This is a genomic window from Comamonas sp. C11, assembly GCF_024496285.1.
Classification (GTDB): Bacteria; Pseudomonadota; Gammaproteobacteria; order Burkholderiales; family Burkholderiaceae_C; genus Comamonas; species Comamonas testosteroni_F.
In genome coordinates this window covers 634,034-650,711 of record NZ_CP101743.1, presented here as the reverse complement: position 1 = coordinate 650,711, position 16,678 = coordinate 634,034, and the positions used below count along the sequence as shown (strand labels likewise).

The 16,678-nt window shown below is 65.8% G+C and carries 17 protein-coding genes; 2 read left to right on the top strand and 15 right to left on the bottom strand.

The window, feature by feature from the left end; genetic code table 11:
- The first annotated feature begins 298 nt into the window (after positions 1–298).
- The gene (locus NOX35_RS03000) at positions 299–1,417 is read left to right on the top strand and encodes an NADH:flavin oxidoreductase/NADH oxidase (RefSeq protein ID WP_256495666.1); all 1,119 of its coding nucleotides are present in this window, start codon (positions 299–301) and stop codon (positions 1,415–1,417) included.
- Positions 1,418–1,502: 85 nt separating this feature from the next.
- Here NOX35_RS03000 and NOX35_RS02995 read toward each other — a convergent pair whose 3' ends face one another.
- The 3 genes from NOX35_RS02995 to NOX35_RS02985 form a co-directional block, all read right to left on the bottom strand.
- A complete protein-coding gene (locus NOX35_RS02995; RefSeq protein ID WP_256495660.1) occupies positions 1,503–2,435 on the bottom strand; it encodes an NAD(P)-dependent oxidoreductase in 933 nt (310 codons plus the stop codon).
- The gene (locus NOX35_RS02990) at positions 2,432–3,118 is read right to left on the bottom strand and encodes an RraA family protein (RefSeq protein ID WP_182285548.1); all 687 of its coding nucleotides are present in this window, start codon (positions 3,116–3,118) and stop codon (positions 2,432–2,434) included. The genes NOX35_RS02995 and NOX35_RS02990 overlap by 4 nt, the downstream gene beginning before the upstream one ends.
- Positions 3,119–3,311: 193 nt before the next feature.
- A complete protein-coding gene (locus NOX35_RS02985) occupies positions 3,312–4,304 on the bottom strand; it encodes a tripartite tricarboxylate transporter substrate binding protein (protein ID WP_256495659.1) in 993 nt (330 codons plus the stop codon).
- Between the two features lie 132 nt (positions 4,305–4,436).
- Between NOX35_RS02985 and NOX35_RS02980 the strand changes: the two genes are divergently transcribed.
- A complete protein-coding gene (locus NOX35_RS02980; RefSeq protein ID WP_256495658.1) occupies positions 4,437–5,195 on the top strand; it encodes an IclR family transcriptional regulator in 759 nt (252 codons plus the stop codon).
- 169 nt (positions 5,196–5,364) lie between these two features.
- On the opposite strand, the gene NOX35_RS02975 is transcribed toward NOX35_RS02980, so the two are convergent.
- From NOX35_RS02975 to NOX35_RS02920, 12 genes are all read right to left on the bottom strand, one after another.
- Positions 5,365–6,138, bottom strand: a complete 774-nt coding sequence (locus NOX35_RS02975) for an SDR family oxidoreductase (RefSeq protein ID WP_182285546.1) — start codon at positions 6,136–6,138, stop codon at positions 5,365–5,367.
- Between the two features lie 144 nt (positions 6,139–6,282).
- On the bottom strand, positions 6,283–6,918 hold the full coding sequence (locus NOX35_RS02970) for a 2-hydroxychromene-2-carboxylate isomerase (protein WP_182285545.1): 636 nt from the start codon (positions 6,916–6,918) through the stop codon (positions 6,283–6,285).
- Between the two features lie 22 nt (positions 6,919–6,940).
- Positions 6,941–7,231: a DUF1289 domain-containing protein gene (locus NOX35_RS02965; protein WP_182285544.1), complete on the bottom strand. Its 291-nt coding sequence runs from the start codon at positions 7,229–7,231 to the stop codon at positions 6,941–6,943.
- Complete coding sequence (locus NOX35_RS02960; protein ID WP_256495657.1) at positions 7,228–7,725, bottom strand: YbaK/EbsC family protein; 498 nt, start codon at positions 7,723–7,725, stop codon at positions 7,228–7,230. Before NOX35_RS02960 ends, NOX35_RS02965 begins: the two co-directional genes overlap by 4 nt.
- A gap of 46 nt (positions 7,726–7,771) precedes the next feature.
- The gene (locus NOX35_RS02955) at positions 7,772–8,314 is read right to left on the bottom strand and encodes a DUF2799 domain-containing protein (protein ID WP_232538103.1); all 543 of its coding nucleotides are present in this window, start codon (positions 8,312–8,314) and stop codon (positions 7,772–7,774) included.
- Positions 8,315–8,361: 47 nt separating this feature from the next.
- Entirely contained in the window at positions 8,362–9,270 is a 909-nt protein-coding gene (locus tag NOX35_RS02950; protein WP_182285541.1) for a hydroxymethylglutaryl-CoA lyase, read from the bottom strand.
- 16 nt (positions 9,271–9,286) lie between these two features.
- Positions 9,287–10,210 carry a glyoxylate/hydroxypyruvate reductase A gene (locus NOX35_RS02945; protein WP_256495656.1) on the bottom strand — a complete coding sequence of 308 codons (924 nt, stop codon included), beginning with the start codon at positions 10,208–10,210 and terminating at the stop codon, positions 9,287–9,289.
- A 178-nt stretch (positions 10,211–10,388) separates the two neighbouring features.
- The gene (locus NOX35_RS02940; protein WP_256495655.1) at positions 10,389–12,425 is read right to left on the bottom strand and encodes an acetyl/propionyl/methylcrotonyl-CoA carboxylase subunit alpha; all 2,037 of its coding nucleotides are present in this window, start codon (positions 12,423–12,425) and stop codon (positions 10,389–10,391) included.
- 58 nt (positions 12,426–12,483) lie between these two features.
- On the bottom strand, positions 12,484–13,236 hold the full coding sequence (locus tag NOX35_RS02935; RefSeq protein ID WP_182285538.1) for a DUF4126 domain-containing protein: 753 nt from the start codon (positions 13,234–13,236) through the stop codon (positions 12,484–12,486).
- Between the two features lie 61 nt (positions 13,237–13,297).
- Complete coding sequence (locus NOX35_RS02930; protein WP_256495654.1) at positions 13,298–14,080, bottom strand: enoyl-CoA hydratase/isomerase family protein; 783 nt, start codon at positions 14,078–14,080, stop codon at positions 13,298–13,300.
- Complete coding sequence (locus NOX35_RS02925; RefSeq protein ID WP_256495652.1) at positions 14,077–15,015, bottom strand: S9 family peptidase; 939 nt, start codon at positions 15,013–15,015, stop codon at positions 14,077–14,079. Before NOX35_RS02925 ends, NOX35_RS02930 begins: the two co-directional genes overlap by 4 nt.
- Before the next feature lie 20 nt (positions 15,016–15,035).
- Positions 15,036–16,643, bottom strand: a complete 1,608-nt coding sequence (locus NOX35_RS02920; protein WP_182285536.1) for a carboxyl transferase domain-containing protein — start codon at positions 16,641–16,643, stop codon at positions 15,036–15,038.
- Positions 16,644–16,678 lie beyond the last annotated feature (35 nt).

The following is a 16,678-nucleotide window of genomic DNA, read 5'->3' as shown; positions in this document are numbered from 1 at the left end:
CCCATTCCCTTCGACAGAAGCCCTGCATGCACAGCATTCACTGGCCCGCCGACTACATGCCGGGCACCACCGAAAACTTCGTCATCAGCGAGCTCATTGCCCCGGGCCTTTATCCGCCGCTTTCCGAGCCTCGCTGTCCCTGATTTTTTGATAGCTGCCAGCGCCTTAATTCATTGGAATTCAGTTTGATTTCATGCCGAAAACAAGCAATGAAATGCGTAAGGCGCTATCAAATCTTTGACCTCCTGCTTTGCTGCAGGACTGCCGACTTCTTCCATTCGCACCACCGCTACTTCGCATGTCTGCACTCTTTACCCCTTTCACTCTCAAAAGCCTGACTCTGCGCAACCGCATCGCCATTCCGCCGATGTGCCAGTACAGCGCCGTGGACGGCCTCACCAATGACTGGCACCAGGTCCACTACGCCTCCATGGCGCGCGGCGGCGCGGGGCTGGTGATCGTCGAAGCCACGGGCGTATCTCCCGAAGGCCGCATCTCGCCCGACTGCGCCGGTCTTTGGAACGACGGCCAGATCGAAGGCATGTCGCGCATTGCCGCCGGCATCAAGGCCGCAGGCGCCGTGCCCGGCATCCAGATCGGCCATGCCGGACGCAAGGCCAGCGCCAACAATCCCTGGGAAGGCGACGACCATATTGCCGAAGGCGATGCCCGCGGCTGGCAGCCGATTGCACCATCGGCCATCGCCTTTGGCGGCGGTCTGCCGCGCGTCCCCCGCGCCATGACGCTGGAGGATATCGGCCGCGTACAGGACGACTTTGTAGCGGCAGCCCGCCGCGCCCTTGCAGCCGGCTTCGAATGGCTGGAGCTGCACTTTGCACACGGCTATCTGGCGCAGAGCTTTTTCTCGGCCCACAGCAACCAGCGCGACGACGCCTATGGCGGCAGCTTCAGCAACCGTGCCCGCTTTCTGCTGGAGACCGTGGCCAAAGTGCGCGAGGTCTGGCCCGAGCACCTGCCGCTGACAGCGCGTTTCGGCGTTATCGAGTACGACGGCCGCGACGAGGAAACCCTGGAGGAATCCATCGCCGTCACGCGCCTGATGCGCGAGCGCGGCCTGGACCTGCTCAATGTCAGCGTCAACTTCGTGATTCCCGATGTGAAGATTCCCTGGGGAACGCCCGCCTTCCTCGCTCCCATTGCCCAGCGCGTGAGCCGCAGCGCCGGCCTGCCCGTGGCCTCAGGCTGGGGCATGGATGATCCGCAGATTGCCGAGCGCATCGTGGCCGACGGCCAGGTCGATCTGGTGATGATCGGCCGCGCCCATCTGGCCAATCCGCACTACACCTACCAACTGGCACAAAGCCTGGGCGTGGCCCGTCCCGACTGGACCCTGCCCACTCCCTATGCCCATTGGCTGGAACGCTATCGCGGCGCAGCCAAGCAGGCCGCAGCCTGAGTGGGCCCTTGCCCCTCAACGCGCCAAGGATCTCGATCGCAAAGAGGCCCGGTCTCACGACCGGCCTTGCGGGACAGGCGCCGGCTCAGGAGACGCTGGCGCGCTCCAGCACCGCCAGCACGTTGCGCGCCGCTCCCACGCCCATGTTCACATAGGCATCCGAGGTCACGCCGCCGATGTGCGGGCTGAGGATGAAACCCGGCTGGTGCAGGAAGGGGTGGCCGGCCGCCATGGGCTCGACGGCGAAGCTGTCCAGGCCCGCGGCGCTGACCTGGCCTTGCTGCACGGCGGCCAGCAGCGCGGCCTCGTCGATGAGACCGCCGCGCGCGGTGTTGACCACAATCACGCCGCGCCTGCAGCACGCCAGGGTTGCGGCGTCGAGCAGGTTGCGGTTGTCGTCGGTCAGCGGGCAGTGCAGCGAGATCGCATCGCTTTCGCGCCACAGCGTATCCAGGTCCACGGCCTGCACGTAGCCGGGCAGCTGGCCCGCAAAGGGATCGAAGCCGATCACGCGCATGCCCAGTGCATCGGCCATCTTCGCAAAGCGCAGGCCTATGGCGCCCAGGCCGACCAGGCCGACCAGGCCCACGGTGCGCCCGGCCAGCTCCAGGCTTTTGTGCGTGGACTTGTCCCAATGGCCGCAGTGCATGCGCGAGTCCAGCTGCACCACCGACTTGGCGCAGGCCAGCAGCAGGGCCAGGGCCTGTTCGGCCACGGCCGCCGCGTTGGCACCGACTGCCGCCACGACCTCGATGCCGCGCTGCGCGGCCGCGGCCTTGTCTATGGTGTCCGTGCCGCTGCCGTGCTTGGAAATCACCTTGAGCGAAGGTCCGGCGTCCATGACCGCAGCCCCCACCTTGCCGTAGCGCACGATGATGGCGACGGGATCATGCAGGCGGCACAGGGCCACCAGGTCTTCCTCCGTGGGCGTCTTGCCTGCGTAGACTATGTCGTGGTCTTGCAGCAGATCCAGGGCCTGCTGCGCCAGGTCAGCGCCCGTGACGATGATGGTGCTCACAGCGTCTCTCCTTCCTTGAGCAGGCCGGCCGCGCGCAGCGCGGCGGGCAGCCACTTCGAGGCCGTGTCGCCGCGGGCGATGGCTTCGATGCGCGCGGCCTCGTCGGCCACTTTCCTGTCGGCCAGCGCCAGCATGGCGGGCGCCTTGGCGCGCTCGATCACGACCACGCCGTCGGCGTCACCCACCACCAGATCGCCCGGGTTCACCGTCGCACCGCCGCAGCAGATGGGGTGATTGATGCGACCGGGCACGAACTTGGTCGGACCCGCGGGATTGAAGCCGGCGCTGAACACCGCAAAGCCCAGCTCCAGCAGCTCGAGCTTGTCGCGGATCGCGCCATCCACGATCACGCCGCCAAGGCCTGTCTTCTTGCAGGCGCTGAGCATCAGCGTCCCCATCAGGGCCGCAGTCTGGTCTCCCTTGCCGTCGATGACCAGGATATCGCCGGGCTTGGCCAGGGCGATGGCGGCGTGGATCATCAGATTGTCTCCGGGGCGCACCTCGACGGTGAAGGCCGGGCCGGCGAGCTTCATGTCCTGGTGAACGGGCGCCACACGTGCGTTCATGGTGCCGCGGCGGCCTGCCACGTCGGCCAGGATGGCGGCCTGGAAGCTCGAGGCCTTCTGGACGACCTCGGCGCTGACGCGCTCGAAGTCACGGATGATTTCTGAAAGTGGGCTCATGATGATTAGGTCCGCGGTTCGGTCCGGTTGCAGGGGTGAAAGTGACGAAGGAGCACGAGTGGCAGGGCGCACCGCGTCCTGCCCGCAAGGGCACATGCCAGGCATGTGCGCAAGACATAAGCGCCAGGCACGGCGCGGCTGATGTACTGGTTGGGTGGTTTGCTGGCGCGGTGGCGCGGTGGCGTGATCGGCCTCAGTCCAGGCTGGCGCCCGAGTCCTTGACGATGCGGCCCCAGCGCGGCACCTCGGTGCGCAGCAACTGGGCAAAGGCCTGGGGCGTGCCGCCCAGCACGTCGCCGCCCTCGGAGCGCAGCTTCTCGGCCACATCGGGCTGCTTCAGGGCCAGGTTGATGGCCTTGTTGAGCTGCTGCACGATGGCCTCGGGCGTGCCCGCGGGCGCCAGCACGCCGTACCAGGAGCTGGCCTCGAAGTCCTTGTAGCCGAGCTCGGCCAGCGTGGGCGTGTCGGGCAGCTGGCTGGAGCGCGCCAGCGAGGTCACGACAATGGGCCGCAGCTTGCCGTTGCGCACCTGGCCCAGCAGCGTGGGAATGGCGGACATGTACAGGTCGATCTGTCCGCCCACCAGGTCCGTCATGGCCTGGCCTGCTCCCTTGTAGGGCACATGGCGCAGGCTCATGCCCGAGATCTTCTGGGCCTGCTCGCCCGCCAGATGGGCCACGGTGCCGTTACCCGAATAGCCCAGGGTGATGCCATCGGGTCTGGCCTTGGCCGCCGTCACCAGCTCTGCAAAGGTCTTGAAGGGCGTGTTGGCGGGGGCTGCCATCACGATGGGCGCCGAGGACACCAGGGCCACGGGCACCAGGCTCTTGATCGGGTCGTAGGGCAGCTTGGCGTAGAGCCAGGGGTTGATGGCGAGATTGCTGGTCTGGCCCATGACCAGGGTGTAGCCGTCGGGCGCGGCCTTGGCCGCAGCGTCCACGCCCAGGTTGCCGCCCGCGCCGGGGCGGTTGTCCACCACCACGCTCCACTTGTTCTGCTCGGCCATCTTCTGGGCCACGGTGCGCGCAATCATGTCCGTGCCGCCGCCGGGCGGGAACGGCACGATCAGGCGGATCGGCTTGGCCGGATAGGCGGGCTGCGCCTGCACGCCGGCGAAGGGGGTGACTACGGCCACGAAGCCGAGCACGGCGGCATGCAGGGCGCGCGAAAGCGGGCGAAAGTTCATCTTTTGTCTCCTGTTGGTCGCTTTGAAGCGTGTTCTGATGCGTGCGGCCGGAGGCCCCGACCGCTGGAGGCGACTTTAGGCAAACGTTTCAACCCATACAATGATGTTTCGCAGAATGAAACGCATTGCATCATGAGCAACCCCACCCAATCCGCACAGAAGTCCGGCGACGGCGTCATCGCCGTCACCCGCGCACTGCAGCTGCTCGAGGCCTTTGCGCTGGGCGAATCGCATCTTTCGCTGGCCGAACTCAGCCGGCGCTGCGGCCTGCACAAGACCACGGTGCTGCGGCTGGCGCGCACGCTGGCCCGGTCGGGCTACATGGTGCAGCGCGAGGACGGGGAATGGCGGCTGGGTCCTTCCTCGGGCTGGCTGGGCGCGCGTTACCAGGCGGGCTTCGATGTGCAGAATGTGCTGGAGCCCGCGCTGCGCGAGCTCACCCAACTCAGCGGCGAGAGCGCCGCCTTCTACGTGCGCGAGGGCCATGTACGGACCTGCCTGGTACGCGTGGAAGGGCCTCAGGCCCTGCGCCACCATGCGCGCATGGGCGAGGGGCTGCCACTGGACAAGGGCTCGCCGGGCCGCGTCATCCTCGCGTTCTCGGGCGAGCCCGGCGAGATCTACGAGCAGATCCGCCAAAAGGGCTACCACTGCTCCATCGGCGAGCGCGAGCAAGGTGTGGCAACGGTCTCGGCGCCAGTGTTCGGCATGCACTGGCGGCTCATGGGATCGATCTGCATCTCGGGCCCTGCATCGCGCCTGCCCGAGGCCAGGCTCGAAGCCCTGGCCCGGACCGTGATCGCCGCGGCCAACAAGCTGTCCTATGCGCTGGCCGGCAATTCCGCCACACCGGCGGCCAGCCCTGTGCGCGCAACGCAGTGGCATCCCTGAGCGCAGGGGACCGGCCCCGAAAGGCTTTTTCTTCCGCTGGAATGAAGATTCAAAAACAATAGCTTTCCCCGCTTATTGAAATTGAAACCCAGATACTTTTGTATCTGATTTACTGTTCCATAAAGCAGTAAAAGCTATCTTTTTATGCAATGAATGCGCTCGAGTGAGCTCAGCGCGCCCAGGCGCAGCCGCCGTCCACGACCAGGGTGGAACCCACCACATAGTCGCCGGCGCGCGAGGCCAGGAAGATGGCTGCGCCGGCCATATCCTCGGGTTCACCGATGCGCCCCAGGGGCACGCGCCCCGCGGCCTCGTCCGCATGGTCGCGCGCGTTCTTGTTCATCTCCGAGGCGAACGGCCCGGGCGCGATGGCGCTGACCACGATGCGCTCGGGCGCCAGGCGCAGGGCCATGCGCTTGGTCAGGTGGATCAGGCCGGCCTTGCTGGCCGCGTAGGAGTAGGTCTCCCAGGGGTTGACCGAAACGCCGTCGATGGAGGCGATGTTGATGACCTTGGCCAGTTGCGCGCCCGCCGCCGACCTGCGCAGCATGGGCGTAAGCGCCTGGGTCAGGAAGAAGGGCGACTTCATGTTCAGGTCCACGACCTTGTCCCAGCCGCTTTCGGGAAATTCGTCATAGGGCGCACCCCAGGCCGCGCCCGCGTTGTTGACGAGGATGCCCAGCTGGCCTTCGTGCGCCGCATAGGCATCGACCAGCGACTTCACGCCGTCCAGGGTGGACACGTCGGCGGGCAGCGAAACACAGTGGCCCAGCTCCGACAGCTCGCGTGCCGTCTGGTCGCAGGCCTCGGCCTTGCGCGCCGAGATGTACACGCGCGCGCCCTGGCGCACAAAGCCTTCGGCGATCATGCGGCCGATGCCGCGCGAACCACCGGTGACAAGAGCCGTGCGGCCCTTGAGCGAAAACATCTGCTGGGTATCCATGGTGCGGTCTCCTTGAAGGTCTTCAAACCACGCCAGCTTATGCAAGGCCCGCCACGCCCGGCGTCGCCTAGGCGCCATGGCTGACCCCAGGGAGAAAGCACCGCCCTGCGCGTCGATCCCGCTCCGCCCCCAATACCTGCCGCCCTACTCCAGCCCCCAGGACACGCCGGCCGCGGCCTCCCACTGCTGCGCAAACCACTCGTCGCCACGCAGATAGGCCTGCAGCATGGGCAGGCCGTCCAGGCCCCAGAACACATGGCCGTCCACCACCCAGGCCGGCACGCCGAACACGCCGGCCTGCTGCGCCTGCTCCGTATTGCCGCGCAGCCATTGCTTGACCTCGGCGCCGTCTTCCTCATGGCGCAGCTGCTCCTTCAGATGCTCGCGCAGCTGCTGCAGGCGCTGCGCATCATTGGCCTCATGGCCGCCCTGCCAGACATGCTGCATCACGGCCTGTGCCACAAAGCGGTTGATGCTGCCTTCACGTCCATGGGCCAGCGCCAGCCGCAGCAGCGGCAACGGCTTGAACGGGTGCCGGGCCGGCATCTGCAGCGGTATGCCCAGCGACCGACCAAGCCATGTGACATGGCGGTAGGTCCAGGCGCGCTTGGCAGGAATACCGGCCGGTCCGGGGTTGGCATTGCCTTGCAGCAAGGCTCCCAGCAGCACCGGGCGGTAATCCACGTGATAGCTGAGCCCTTGCAGCGCCTTGGGCATCTGCTCCAGCGCCAGCCATGCATAGGGCGACACAAAGTCCAGATAAAAGGTGATGTGCTTCATGTCGGCTCTCCTCAAAGAGTGATCAGATCTCGGCTTTGCGCGGGTCCTCGAGACCGGCGCGCTGCAGCAGCCGGCTCCAGATCTGCAGACGCAGCTCGGCATCGCCCTTGGACCAGGCGCGAATCTCGTCAATGGTTCTGAAACAGCCCTGGCAATGGCTGCGATCCTGCGTCATGCGGCAGACATTGATGCAGGGCGAAGCCACGGGCTGGTCGGCCTCGGCCCAGACCAGGGCCACCTCGGCCTTGGCGGCCAGTTGCGCCAGCTGCTGAGCCTGCTGTGCCTGCTGCTCCTGAAGAAGTTCCGTGCTCATGCCTGCTCCACCACGTCCGACCAGGGGGCTGCGGTCAGCGCCTGCAGCTGCGCGGGCGATGCGGGAAACACGCCGTGCGGATGGCCTGCCGCGGCCCACACCGTATCGAAGCGCTGCAACTCGGCATCCATCAAGGTCACGACCTTGGTTGCATGGGCCACGGGGCTGACGCCGCCGATCGAAAAACCGGTGCTGGACTTGACGAAGTCCGCGTCGGCGCGGCCGACCTTGCCCACCAGCTGCGTCACTTTTTTTTCATCGACACGCCTGTCGCCCGAGGTCACGACCAGCACGGCCGCGTCATCGCTCCTGCGCTTGAAGATGATGCTCTTGGCCACCTGCCCGACCAGAATGCTGAGTTGATCGGCGGCCTCCTGGGCGGTACGCGCCGCACCGTCCAGCATCTGCGGCGCATGCGGATGACCGGCATCCTGCAAAAAGCGGCTGACGCGCTGCACGCCTTCCGGCAGCGCATGAAGTTCTGACCCACACATGATGTTTTCCTGAAAATCGCGCCGCCATCCGGCAGCGTCACGGCCCCTACTGTGCCAGCTTGAGCCTGAGCTGCACCAGCTCCAGCTGCAAATCACGCAGGTCTTTCTGGACATAGGCGATATGTCCGGCACTGTTCTTGGCGTCACGCGCCTCGCGCAGCTCTTTTTTCTTGGCCTCGATGCGACGCTCCAGCTCGAGCACCGACTGCCTGTCCTGATAGCGGTCGCGCGCCGGCGAATAGCCTTGCAGAAACGCCGCCTCCAGCGGTGCCGGGCAGTAGCCCGGCTGGAACTTGCTGCCGGCTTCCGCATAGGCCTTGCCGCTCTCTGGGGTGCAGAAATCCTGCAGGCCGCGCAGCCAGCCCTGCTGATAGGCCCGCGCATCCATCTGCACGCCCTGCTCCTTGCAGGCCTTGAAATGGCGTCTGGCGCGGGTGGATAGGTCCAGCCTGCCGTCCATGGCATCGAGCTGCCCCAGATAGGCCCAGTCCGTGTCCCGGCATTCCTGGGCGTCCATGCCGGCGCAGCCGCCCAGCAGGGCAGTTGCAGCCAGACACAGGGCCAGCGAAAAACTTGATCTTGCTTGCATGGCGGCGATGGTAACAACGCCCGTGCCTGCCCGGGCCGAACCGGGATTCAGCCCGCGCGCTTGGTCAGCAAGGCCTTGGCCACGCGCGACTGCGTGGGGCGACCCAGGTGCTCGCTGATGAACTGGCCCGCATCGATCAGCTTGTCGAGGTCGATGCCGGTCTCTATGCCCATGCCCTGCAGCAGGTAGACCACGTCTTCGGTAGCCACATTGCCCGTGGCGCCCTTGGCATAGGGACAGCCGCCCAATCCGGCGACCGATGACTGGAAGTTCCACACTCCCAGATCCAGCGCCGCCAGCGTGTTGCTCAGGGCCTGGCCGTAGGTGTCGTGGAAATGGCCGGACACCTGGTCGAGATCGAAGTGCGCCAGCGTGGCTTCCAGCGCCTTCTGCACCTTGACGGGCGTTCCCACGCCTATGGTGTCGGCCACGTCCACGCGCTGCACGCCGATATTCTTCATCAGCCCGGCCAGATAGCCCACCTTCCCGGGCGCGATCTCGCCTTCGTAGGGGCAGCCCACGGTGCAGCTCATGGCGCCGCGCACGGCAATGCCGGCCTCCAGCGCCGCCTGCACCACAGGCGCGAAGCGCTCTATGCTCTCGGCAATCGAGCAGTTGATGTTGCGCTGGCTGAAGGCCTCGCTGGCCGCACCGAAAACCACGATCTCGTCGGGCTTGCCGGCCAGCGCGGCCTCGAAGCCCTTGAGATTCGGCGTGAGCACCGAATACAGCACCCCGGCTCTGCGCACTATGCCCGCCATGACCTCGGCGTTGTCCGCCATCTGCGGCACCCATTTGGGCGACACATAGCTGGTGACCTCGATCTCCTTGAGGCCTGCGTCCTGCAGTCGCTGCACCAGTTCGATCTTGACGGCGGCAGGCACAGGCTGCTTTTCGTTCTGCAGGCCGTCGCGCGGGCCCACATCGATGATCTTGACGCGTGCGGGGTACTTCATTCTTGTCTCCTTGGTATCAATAGCCCTTGCCAAGGTCGACGCGACCTGTGACGGGCTCACCCCGGCTCATGGCGGCTACCTTGCCCACGATCTGGGCAATGCTGTCCGCCGCCAGCGTGCGGGCCGAGGTATGGGGGGTGAGGATGATTCTGGATTGCTTCCAGAACGGATGATTCTCGGGCAGCGGCTCCTCGCGGAACACGTCCAGCATGGCGCCGCTGACATGGCCGGACTCGATCTGTGCAATCAGGTCGGCATCGACCACATGGCCGCCGCGCCCCACGTTGATCACATAGGCACCGGGCTGCAGCAGCGCCAGCGTGCGGGCGTTGATGATGTCGCGGGTCTCGTCGTGCAGGGGCAGCAGGTTGACCAGAATGCGCGTCTCGGACAGAAAGCGGTCCAGGCTGTCCATGCCGCTGAAGCATTGGACGCCCTGCAGCTCGCGCGGCGAGCGGCTCCAGCCATTGACCTTGAAATCGAACACCGTCAGCGCCCTGGCCACGCGCTCGCCCATCTTGCCCAGGCCCATCACGCCTACGGGGTAGTCCACCCGCCTGGGGTTGCGCTGGTGCTGCCACAGGCCCTGCGCCATATCGGCCTCGTACTGGTCGAGGCCACGGAAGAAGCGGATCACGGCCTGGGCCACATACTCGGCCATCTGCACGGCCATGCCCGCATCCTCGAGGCGGTAGACGGGCAGCGCGGCGGGAATGCGCAGCAGCAGCAAGGCATCCACGCCCGCGCCGATGTTGAACATGGCCTTCAGGCCGGCCGCCTGCTCGTCGAGGAACTGCTGGGGCGGCGCCCAGACCAGTGCATAGTCGGCCTGGGGCGCGCCCGGCTCCCAGATGGCAATCTCCGCACCCGGCAGCGCGTCATGCAAACCTTTGAGCCAGGGTTCCGGCCGCGTATCGTCACAGCAAAACAAGACTTTCATGGATGCCAAGCCTAACGCTTTGCCAAGCCTGCTGCAGACGCGGATGACAAATGGACCGCTATCAAAAAAGAAGCTTCTTGCGCTTTACCCGTATTGATTTCATCATTGAAAGTGACTGAATTCATGGATGGTCCAGCGCAAGCCGCTCTTTTTGTTAAACAGTTCAACCCTGGCCGGATCAGGCGGCCACCTCGATGCGCAGCAGCTCGGCGCCTTCGCTGACCTGATCGCCAGGCACATACAGCAGCTCCAGCACCACGCCATCGCCGGGGGCGGCAATCGTGTGCTCCATCTTCATGGCCTCCATCACCGCCAGCGGCTGGCCCTTGCTGACCTTGTCGCCGGCCTTGACGGTGAAAGACACCACCTTGCCGGGCATGGGCGCCGTCAGGCGGCCGCCTTCATGGCCTGTATCGCCCGCATGGGCCAGCTGGTCGACCACGGTGATCTGGGTGCTGCCCGCCTCGGTGAAGATGGACAGCTGGTCGCCCTGGGCATGGACCACGACCACCGTGCGCTTGCCGTCCAGGCCCAGCTCCAGCCTTCCGTCTGCCAGTGCGCGCCACTGTAGCGTGGCATCGATGCGGCCTTCGCCCTCGCCAATGCCGAGCTGATAGGTCTGCGCCGCCTGCGTGCCGCGGCCGTAGGCCAGGCCGGCCGTGAAGTCCTCGCCGCGGTAGGCAAAGCCGAAGGCACGCACATAGCGGCCAGACATGCGCCAGCCGTCGCGGCGGCTGAAGGGGTCCGTGCCCTGGCCTGCCTGCTCGCCCTGCAGCTGCCAGGCCATGGCAGCGGCGACGGCCAGGTCGCGGCCCACGAAATCCTTGCCGAACCAGGCCTCGCGCTCGCGCTCGATCAGCGCGGTATCGAGCAGGGCATTGGAGAAAGCCTGGCTCTTCACCACCTGGCGCAGAAACTGCACATTGGTCGTCAGGCCCACGATATGGGTCTGGGCCAGCGCCGCGTCCAGACGCGCCAGCGCCTGGGCACGATCGTCGCCATGGACGATGAGCTTGGCGATCATGGAGTCGTAGAAGGGACTGATCGCATCGCCCTCGCGCACGCCGTCGTCCACGCGTACATCGCTGATCTCGAAGCTGCTGCACTCGGGCTTGCGATAGACGGCCAGATGGCCGGTGGCGGGCAGGAAGTTGTTCTCGGGGTTCTCCGCGCAGATGCGCGCCTCGATGGCATGACCCTGGATACGCAGTTCCGACTGCGCCTTGGGCAAGGGCTGTCCCCAAGCCACCAGCAGCTGCCACCGCACCAGATCCTCGCCGGTGATGGCTTCGGTCACGGGGTGTTCCACCTGCAGCCGGGTGTTCATTTCCATGAAGTAGAACTTCATGGCTTCGGGCTGGTCGTAGCCGCCGGGCTGCTCGACGATGAACTCCACCGTGCCCGCGCCCACATAGTTCACGGCCTTGGCAGCAGCAACGGCGGCCTCGCCCATCATCTTGCGCAGCGCGGCAGTCATGCCGGGAGCCGGCGCTTCCTCGAGCACCTTCTGGTGGCGACGCTGCACCGAGCAGTCACGTTCGAACAGATAGACGCAGTTGCCCTGCGTATCGCCAAACACCTGAATCTCGATATGGCGCGGGCGCAGCACGTACTTCTCGATCAGCACGGCGTCGTTGCCGAAGCTGTTGATGGCCTCGCGCTTGCAGGACTCCAGCGAAGCCGCAAAGTACTCGCTCTTTTCCACCAGACGCATGCCCTTGCCGCCACCGCCCGCGCTGGCCTTGATGAGCACGGGATAGCCGATGCGGTCGGCCTCGCGTTGCAGCAGCTCGGGGTTCTGGTCGTGACCGTGATAGCCGGGCACCAGCGGCACGCCGGCCTTTTCCATCAGTTGCTTGGACTCGGCCTTGAGACCCATGGCGCGAATCGCGCTGGCGGGCGGGCCGATGAAGACCAGGCCGGCCGCCGCGCAGGCATTGGCAAAGTCTTCGTTCTCGGAGAGAAAGCCATAGCCGGGGTGAATGGCTTCGGCACCCGTGGCCTGGGCGGCCTCCAGAATGCGCTCCCAGCGCAGATAGCTGTCCTTGGGCGCGCTGCCACCGATATGCACGGCCTCGTCGCAGGCCGCGACATGCTTGGCCCGGGCATCGGCATCCGAATACACGGCCACGGTCTTCACGCCCATGCGACGGGCGGTGGCGGCTACGCGGCAGGCGATTTCACCTCTATTCGCAATCAGAATTTTCTTGAACATATCGTCTCCGGTTATCGGTCAAATCGCCGCACAGCGCATATCAATTGAGCGCAGGCAGCTATGTTTTTTGCAATGAATCCTGCGCATCGCCAGCTCCGCGCAGACGTCGAAAAATCGCCTTGAGAAAGCGCCACAGCGCCCAGATCACCAGCCACATCGCAATCACCACGACCAGCAGCACGGCGGCAAACACCAGCGGATTGGTCAGCGCGAGCCAGATGGCGCCCAGCGACACCGTGTCTTCCGCCAGACTGGCTCCCAGGTTGGAGAACGGTTCGGGCGAGGTATTGATGAGGGCACGCGTGGTGGTCTTGGCTGCCTGGCTGGTCGCCGCCAGCGTTCCGCCCATCAGCGCGGCTGCCATGGCCATGGTGGTGTTGTCGGCAGCAAAGACCGAGGCCGCCAGTGCCGCGCCGGCCGGAATGCGCAGCACGCTCTGGAACAGGTCCCAGACGGAATCGACCACGGGTATCTTGTCGGCGAAGAACTCCACAAACAGCAGGCTGCCGCTGATGACCAGCACCATGGGATGCTGCAGCACATGCAGGCCGCCGGGCAGCGGCATCAGGCCACTTGCACCCAGCATGCCCACGACAAACACCACGGCATAGAGGCGAAAGCCGCTGGCCCAGCCCAGGGCCGCGGCCAGCGCAAGCATCGAGGCCATGTCCATCTGCCCCACGGCCTGCCCGGCCCTGGCAGCCACATCTCCGACCTGGCCAGCAGCATCGCCCACGGCCCTGGCCGTTTCGGGGTCGATATGCAGGCCGATGCGGTGCAGCCAGTCGATGATGGTTTGCCAGATATCCATGGTGTTCATTCCCTATGTCTCGCCCGGACTCTAAAGCGCCCAGAACACAAGGTTTGTCATCTCATCCGGGCAGCCAGTTGGGTTTGCGCTTGTTGAGAAAAGCCTGCACGCCTTCCTTGCCTTCGCTGCTGGCGCGGATGGTGGCAATGGACTCCACGGTCGCCGCAATCAGCTGCTCGCTGATCTCGCGCTCGGCCATGTCCAGGACCAGGCGCTTGCAGGCCCGCACGGCGGCGGGGCCAGCGCTCAGCAAATGCTTGAGCCAGCCGTCGACCACAGCATCCAGCCCGTCGGCATCGACCACTTCGTGCACATAGCCGATGTGATGCGCCTCCTGCGCCGAAAAGCGCTCGCCCGTGAGAAAGTAGCGGTGCGCGGCCCTGGCCCCCATGGCGCGGATCACATAGGGGCTGATGGTGGCGGGAATCAGGCCGATCTTGACCTCGCTGAGGCAAAAGCCCGCCGTGTCGGCCGCCACCGCCATATCGCAGCAGGCCACCAGGCCCATGCCGCCCGCATAGACATCGCCCTGCACACGCGCAATCGTGGGTTTGGGGCATTCGTAGATGACGCGCAGCATCTCGGCCAGCAGACCCGCATCGACGCGGTTTTCGTCGCGCGAGTAATCGGCCATGCGGCGCATCCAGTTCAGGTCCGCGCCCGCGCAGAATGCGGGTCCTTCGGCGGCCAGCACCACGGCGCGCACATCGGCACGCTCGCCGACCTGGAGGAAGGCGGCGGTGATCTCGGCAATCGCCGCATCGCTGAAGGCGTTGCGAATGGCGGGCTGAGCCAGCGTGACGCGGGCGATGCCGCCGTCCACGGTCAAAGTCAAAGCAGTCATGGCTTGTCTCCCAGTGAGTTAGGGCTTTGCAGTTGCGCAGCCGCCGTACCCGGCAGCTGCAGCATCAGGAATTCACGGACCTGCGGCAACCATTGCCCGATATTGGCAGCCCGGTCAAAGAACTGGTGTCCCTCCGCGCCGCTGGATGGAGCAAACACCAGTTTCAGGTTCTGGCCTGCGGCCAGATAGCTTTGCGCCATCTTGCGCACCAGCGGCGGGCGAAAGTAGCTATCGTTCTCGGCATAGATCCACAGCTGGGGCACACGACTGGTGGCGGCAAAGCCGGCCACGGTCTTGAGCAGTTGCGCCTCGCCGCAAACCGCGGCTTTCTCACGCATCTGCGGCTGTGAGCCCCGGCCGCCGGCAAAGTTGACGACGCCGCGCAGACCCGCGGGCTGCTGCGCCGCCAGAGCCAGCGACGCAAAGCCGCCGGCGGACTTGCCCAGCAGCAGCACATGCGAGCCATCGACATCGGGCAGCTTTTGCCCGTAAGTCATGATGGCCGCCACATCGCGCGCGGCCTCCTGAGCCGCATGGGCGTAGTCGGGGGCATCGCAGCTGCCGTAACGGTCGGCCAGAGGACCGTCCGATGCCCCATAGCCGCGACGCAAACCCGTGACCACCACATAGCCCAGCTCGGCCAGAGCGCGCGCCTGCGGGCCGTAGCGATCGGTCATGGCTTCGCGCGCCTCCTGGCCGCTGGGCGTGCCATGGCTGAGCACGATCAGCCCCCAGGGGCCGAGACCCCGGGGACGATAGACATGGCCTGCCAGCTCGGCGCTGTGCGCGGGCGAATCGCCGCTCGCTGGCACCCAGACCGGAATGCGCGCATCCATGCGCTGCACCGCTGGCTCGGCAGCACCAACCACGGGCATGGCCAGCGCAGCCGACAGCAGGACTGGCGGCAGGCAGGTGAGGAAATGACGACGCGACATGACTGGCAGCCTCTAGCCGCTTACATGCGGAATACGCCGAAGCGCGTGTCTTCAATCGGAGCATTGCGCGCCGCCGCCAGGCCCAGCGCCAGCACGCGGCGCGTGTCGGCGGGATCGATCACGCCGTCGTCCCAGAGTCGCGCCGTGGCGTAATAGGGATGGCCCTGGTCTTCATACTGCTGGCGGATGGGCGCCTTGAAGCGCTCCTCTTCTTCTGCACTCCAGTGGCCGCCCTTGGCTTCGATGCCGTCGCGCTTGACGGTGGCCAGTACGCTGGCCGCCTGCTCGCCGCCCATGACGCTGATGCGCGCGTTGGGCCACATCCAGAGGAAACGGGGCGAATAGGCGCGGCCGCACATGCCGTAGTTGCCCGCGCCGAAGCTGCCGCCGATGATGATGGTGAACTTGGGCACCGCCGCCGTGGCCACGGCCGTGACCAGCTTGGCGCCGTGGCGGGCAATGCCTTCGTTTTCGTATTTGCGCCCGACCATGAAGCCCGTGATGTTCTGCAGGAACACCAGCGGAATCTTGCGCTGGCAGCACAGCTCGATGAAGTGTGCGCCCTTGACCGCCGACTCGGAAAACAGGATGCCGTTGTTGGCGATGATGCCGACCTGCATGCCCTCGATGCGCGCAAAGCCGCAGACCAGGGTGTTGCCGAAGCGGGCCTTGAACTCGTCGAACTGGCTGCCGTCCACGATGCGGGCGATGATCTCGCGCACATCGAAGGGCTTGCGCGTATCGACGGGAATCACGCCATACAGCTCTTCGCTCTCGAAGAGGGGGGCGGCCGGCGCATGGTCGGTCTGCGACTGGGGCTTGCCCTTGTTCAGGTTTGCCACTGCCTGGCGTGCCAGCGCCAGTGCATGCAGATCGTTCTCGGCCAGATGGTCGGCCACGCCCGACAGGCGCGTGTGCACATCGCCGCCGCCCAGGTCCTCGGCACTGACCACCTCGCCGGTGGCGGCCTTGACCAGGGGAGGGCCGCCCAGAAAGATGGTGCCCTGGTTCTTGACGATGATGGACTCGTCGCTCATGGCCGGCACATAGGCGCCGCCTGCCGTGCACGACCCCATGACCACGGCGATCTGGGCGATGCCCTGGGCGCTCATATTGGCCTGGTTGTAGAAGATGCGGCCGAAATGTTCGCGATCGGGGAAGACCTCGTCCTGATTGGGCAGGTTGGCACCACCCGAGTCCACCAGATAGATGCAGGGCAGACGGTTCTGCGCGGCCACCTCCTGCGCGCGCAGATGCTTTTTCACCGTCATCGGGTAGTAGGTTCCGCCCTTCACGGTGGCGTCGTTGCAGACGATCATGCAGTCCACGCCGCTGACGCGGCCCACGCCGACAATCACGCCGGCGCCCGGTGCATCATTGTTGTACATATTGAGCGCGGCCAGCGGCGACAGCTCCAGAAACGGCGTGCCGGGGTCCAGCAGCCGCTGCACGCGCTCGCGCGGCAACAGCTTGCCGCGCGCCACATGCTTGGCGCGTGCCGCTTCGTTGCCGCCCAGTGCGTTCTGATCGCAGCGTGCGTGCAGCTCATTGACCAGCGCCTGCATGGCGGCAGCGTTGGCCAGGAAATCTGCCGAACGCGGATTCAGTTGTGTACCCAGAATGCTCATCGCTTGCCTCTTGTCTTGATTACTTTGCCCGATAC

Bases quoted from the DNA above. Each gene is read 5' to 3' on its own strand.
- NOX35_RS02925 (WP_256495652.1), bottom strand. From the start codon at position 15,015: ATGTCGCGTCGTCATTTCCTCACCTGCCTGCCGCCAGTCCTGCTGTCG.
- NOX35_RS02940 (WP_256495655.1), bottom strand. From the start codon at position 12,425: ATGTTCAAGAAAATTCTGATTGCGAATAGAGGTGAAATCGCCTGCCGC.
- NOX35_RS02950 (WP_182285541.1), bottom strand. From the start codon at position 9,270: ATGAAGTACCCCGCACGCGTCAAGATCATCGATGTGGGCCCGCGCGAC.
- NOX35_RS02920 (WP_182285536.1), bottom strand. From the start codon at position 16,643: ATGAGCATTCTGGGTACACAACTGAATCCGCGTTCGGCAGATTTCCTG.
- NOX35_RS03000 (WP_256495666.1), top strand. From the start codon at position 299: ATGTCTGCACTCTTTACCCCTTTCACTCTCAAAAGCCTGACTCTGCGC.
- NOX35_RS02980 (WP_256495658.1), top strand. From the start codon at position 4,437: ATGAGCAACCCCACCCAATCCGCACAGAAGTCCGGCGACGGCGTCATC.
- NOX35_RS02990 (WP_182285548.1), bottom strand. From the start codon at position 3,118: ATGAGCCCACTTTCAGAAATCATCCGTGACTTCGAGCGCGTCAGCGCC.
- NOX35_RS02965 (WP_182285544.1), bottom strand. From the start codon at position 7,231: ATGAGCACGGAACTTCTTCAGGAGCAGCAGGCACAGCAGGCTCAGCAG.
- NOX35_RS02975 (WP_182285546.1), bottom strand. From the start codon at position 6,138: ATGGATACCCAGCAGATGTTTTCGCTCAAGGGCCGCACGGCTCTTGTC.
- NOX35_RS02985 (WP_256495659.1), bottom strand. From the start codon at position 4,304: ATGAACTTTCGCCCGCTTTCGCGCGCCCTGCATGCCGCCGTGCTCGGC.
- NOX35_RS02960 (WP_256495657.1), bottom strand. From the start codon at position 7,725: ATGTGTGGGTCAGAACTTCATGCGCTGCCGGAAGGCGTGCAGCGCGTC.
- NOX35_RS02970 (WP_182285545.1), bottom strand. From the start codon at position 6,918: ATGAAGCACATCACCTTTTATCTGGACTTTGTGTCGCCCTATGCATGG.
- NOX35_RS02955 (WP_232538103.1), bottom strand. From the start codon at position 8,314: ATGCAAGCAAGATCAAGTTTTTCGCTGGCCCTGTGTCTGGCTGCAACT.
- NOX35_RS02945 (WP_256495656.1), bottom strand. From the start codon at position 10,210: ATGAAAGTCTTGTTTTGCTGTGACGATACGCGGCCGGAACCCTGGCTC.
- NOX35_RS02930 (WP_256495654.1), bottom strand. From the start codon at position 14,080: ATGACTGCTTTGACTTTGACCGTGGACGGCGGCATCGCCCGCGTCACG.
- NOX35_RS02935 (WP_182285538.1), bottom strand. From the start codon at position 13,236: ATGGATATCTGGCAAACCATCATCGACTGGCTGCACCGCATCGGCCTG.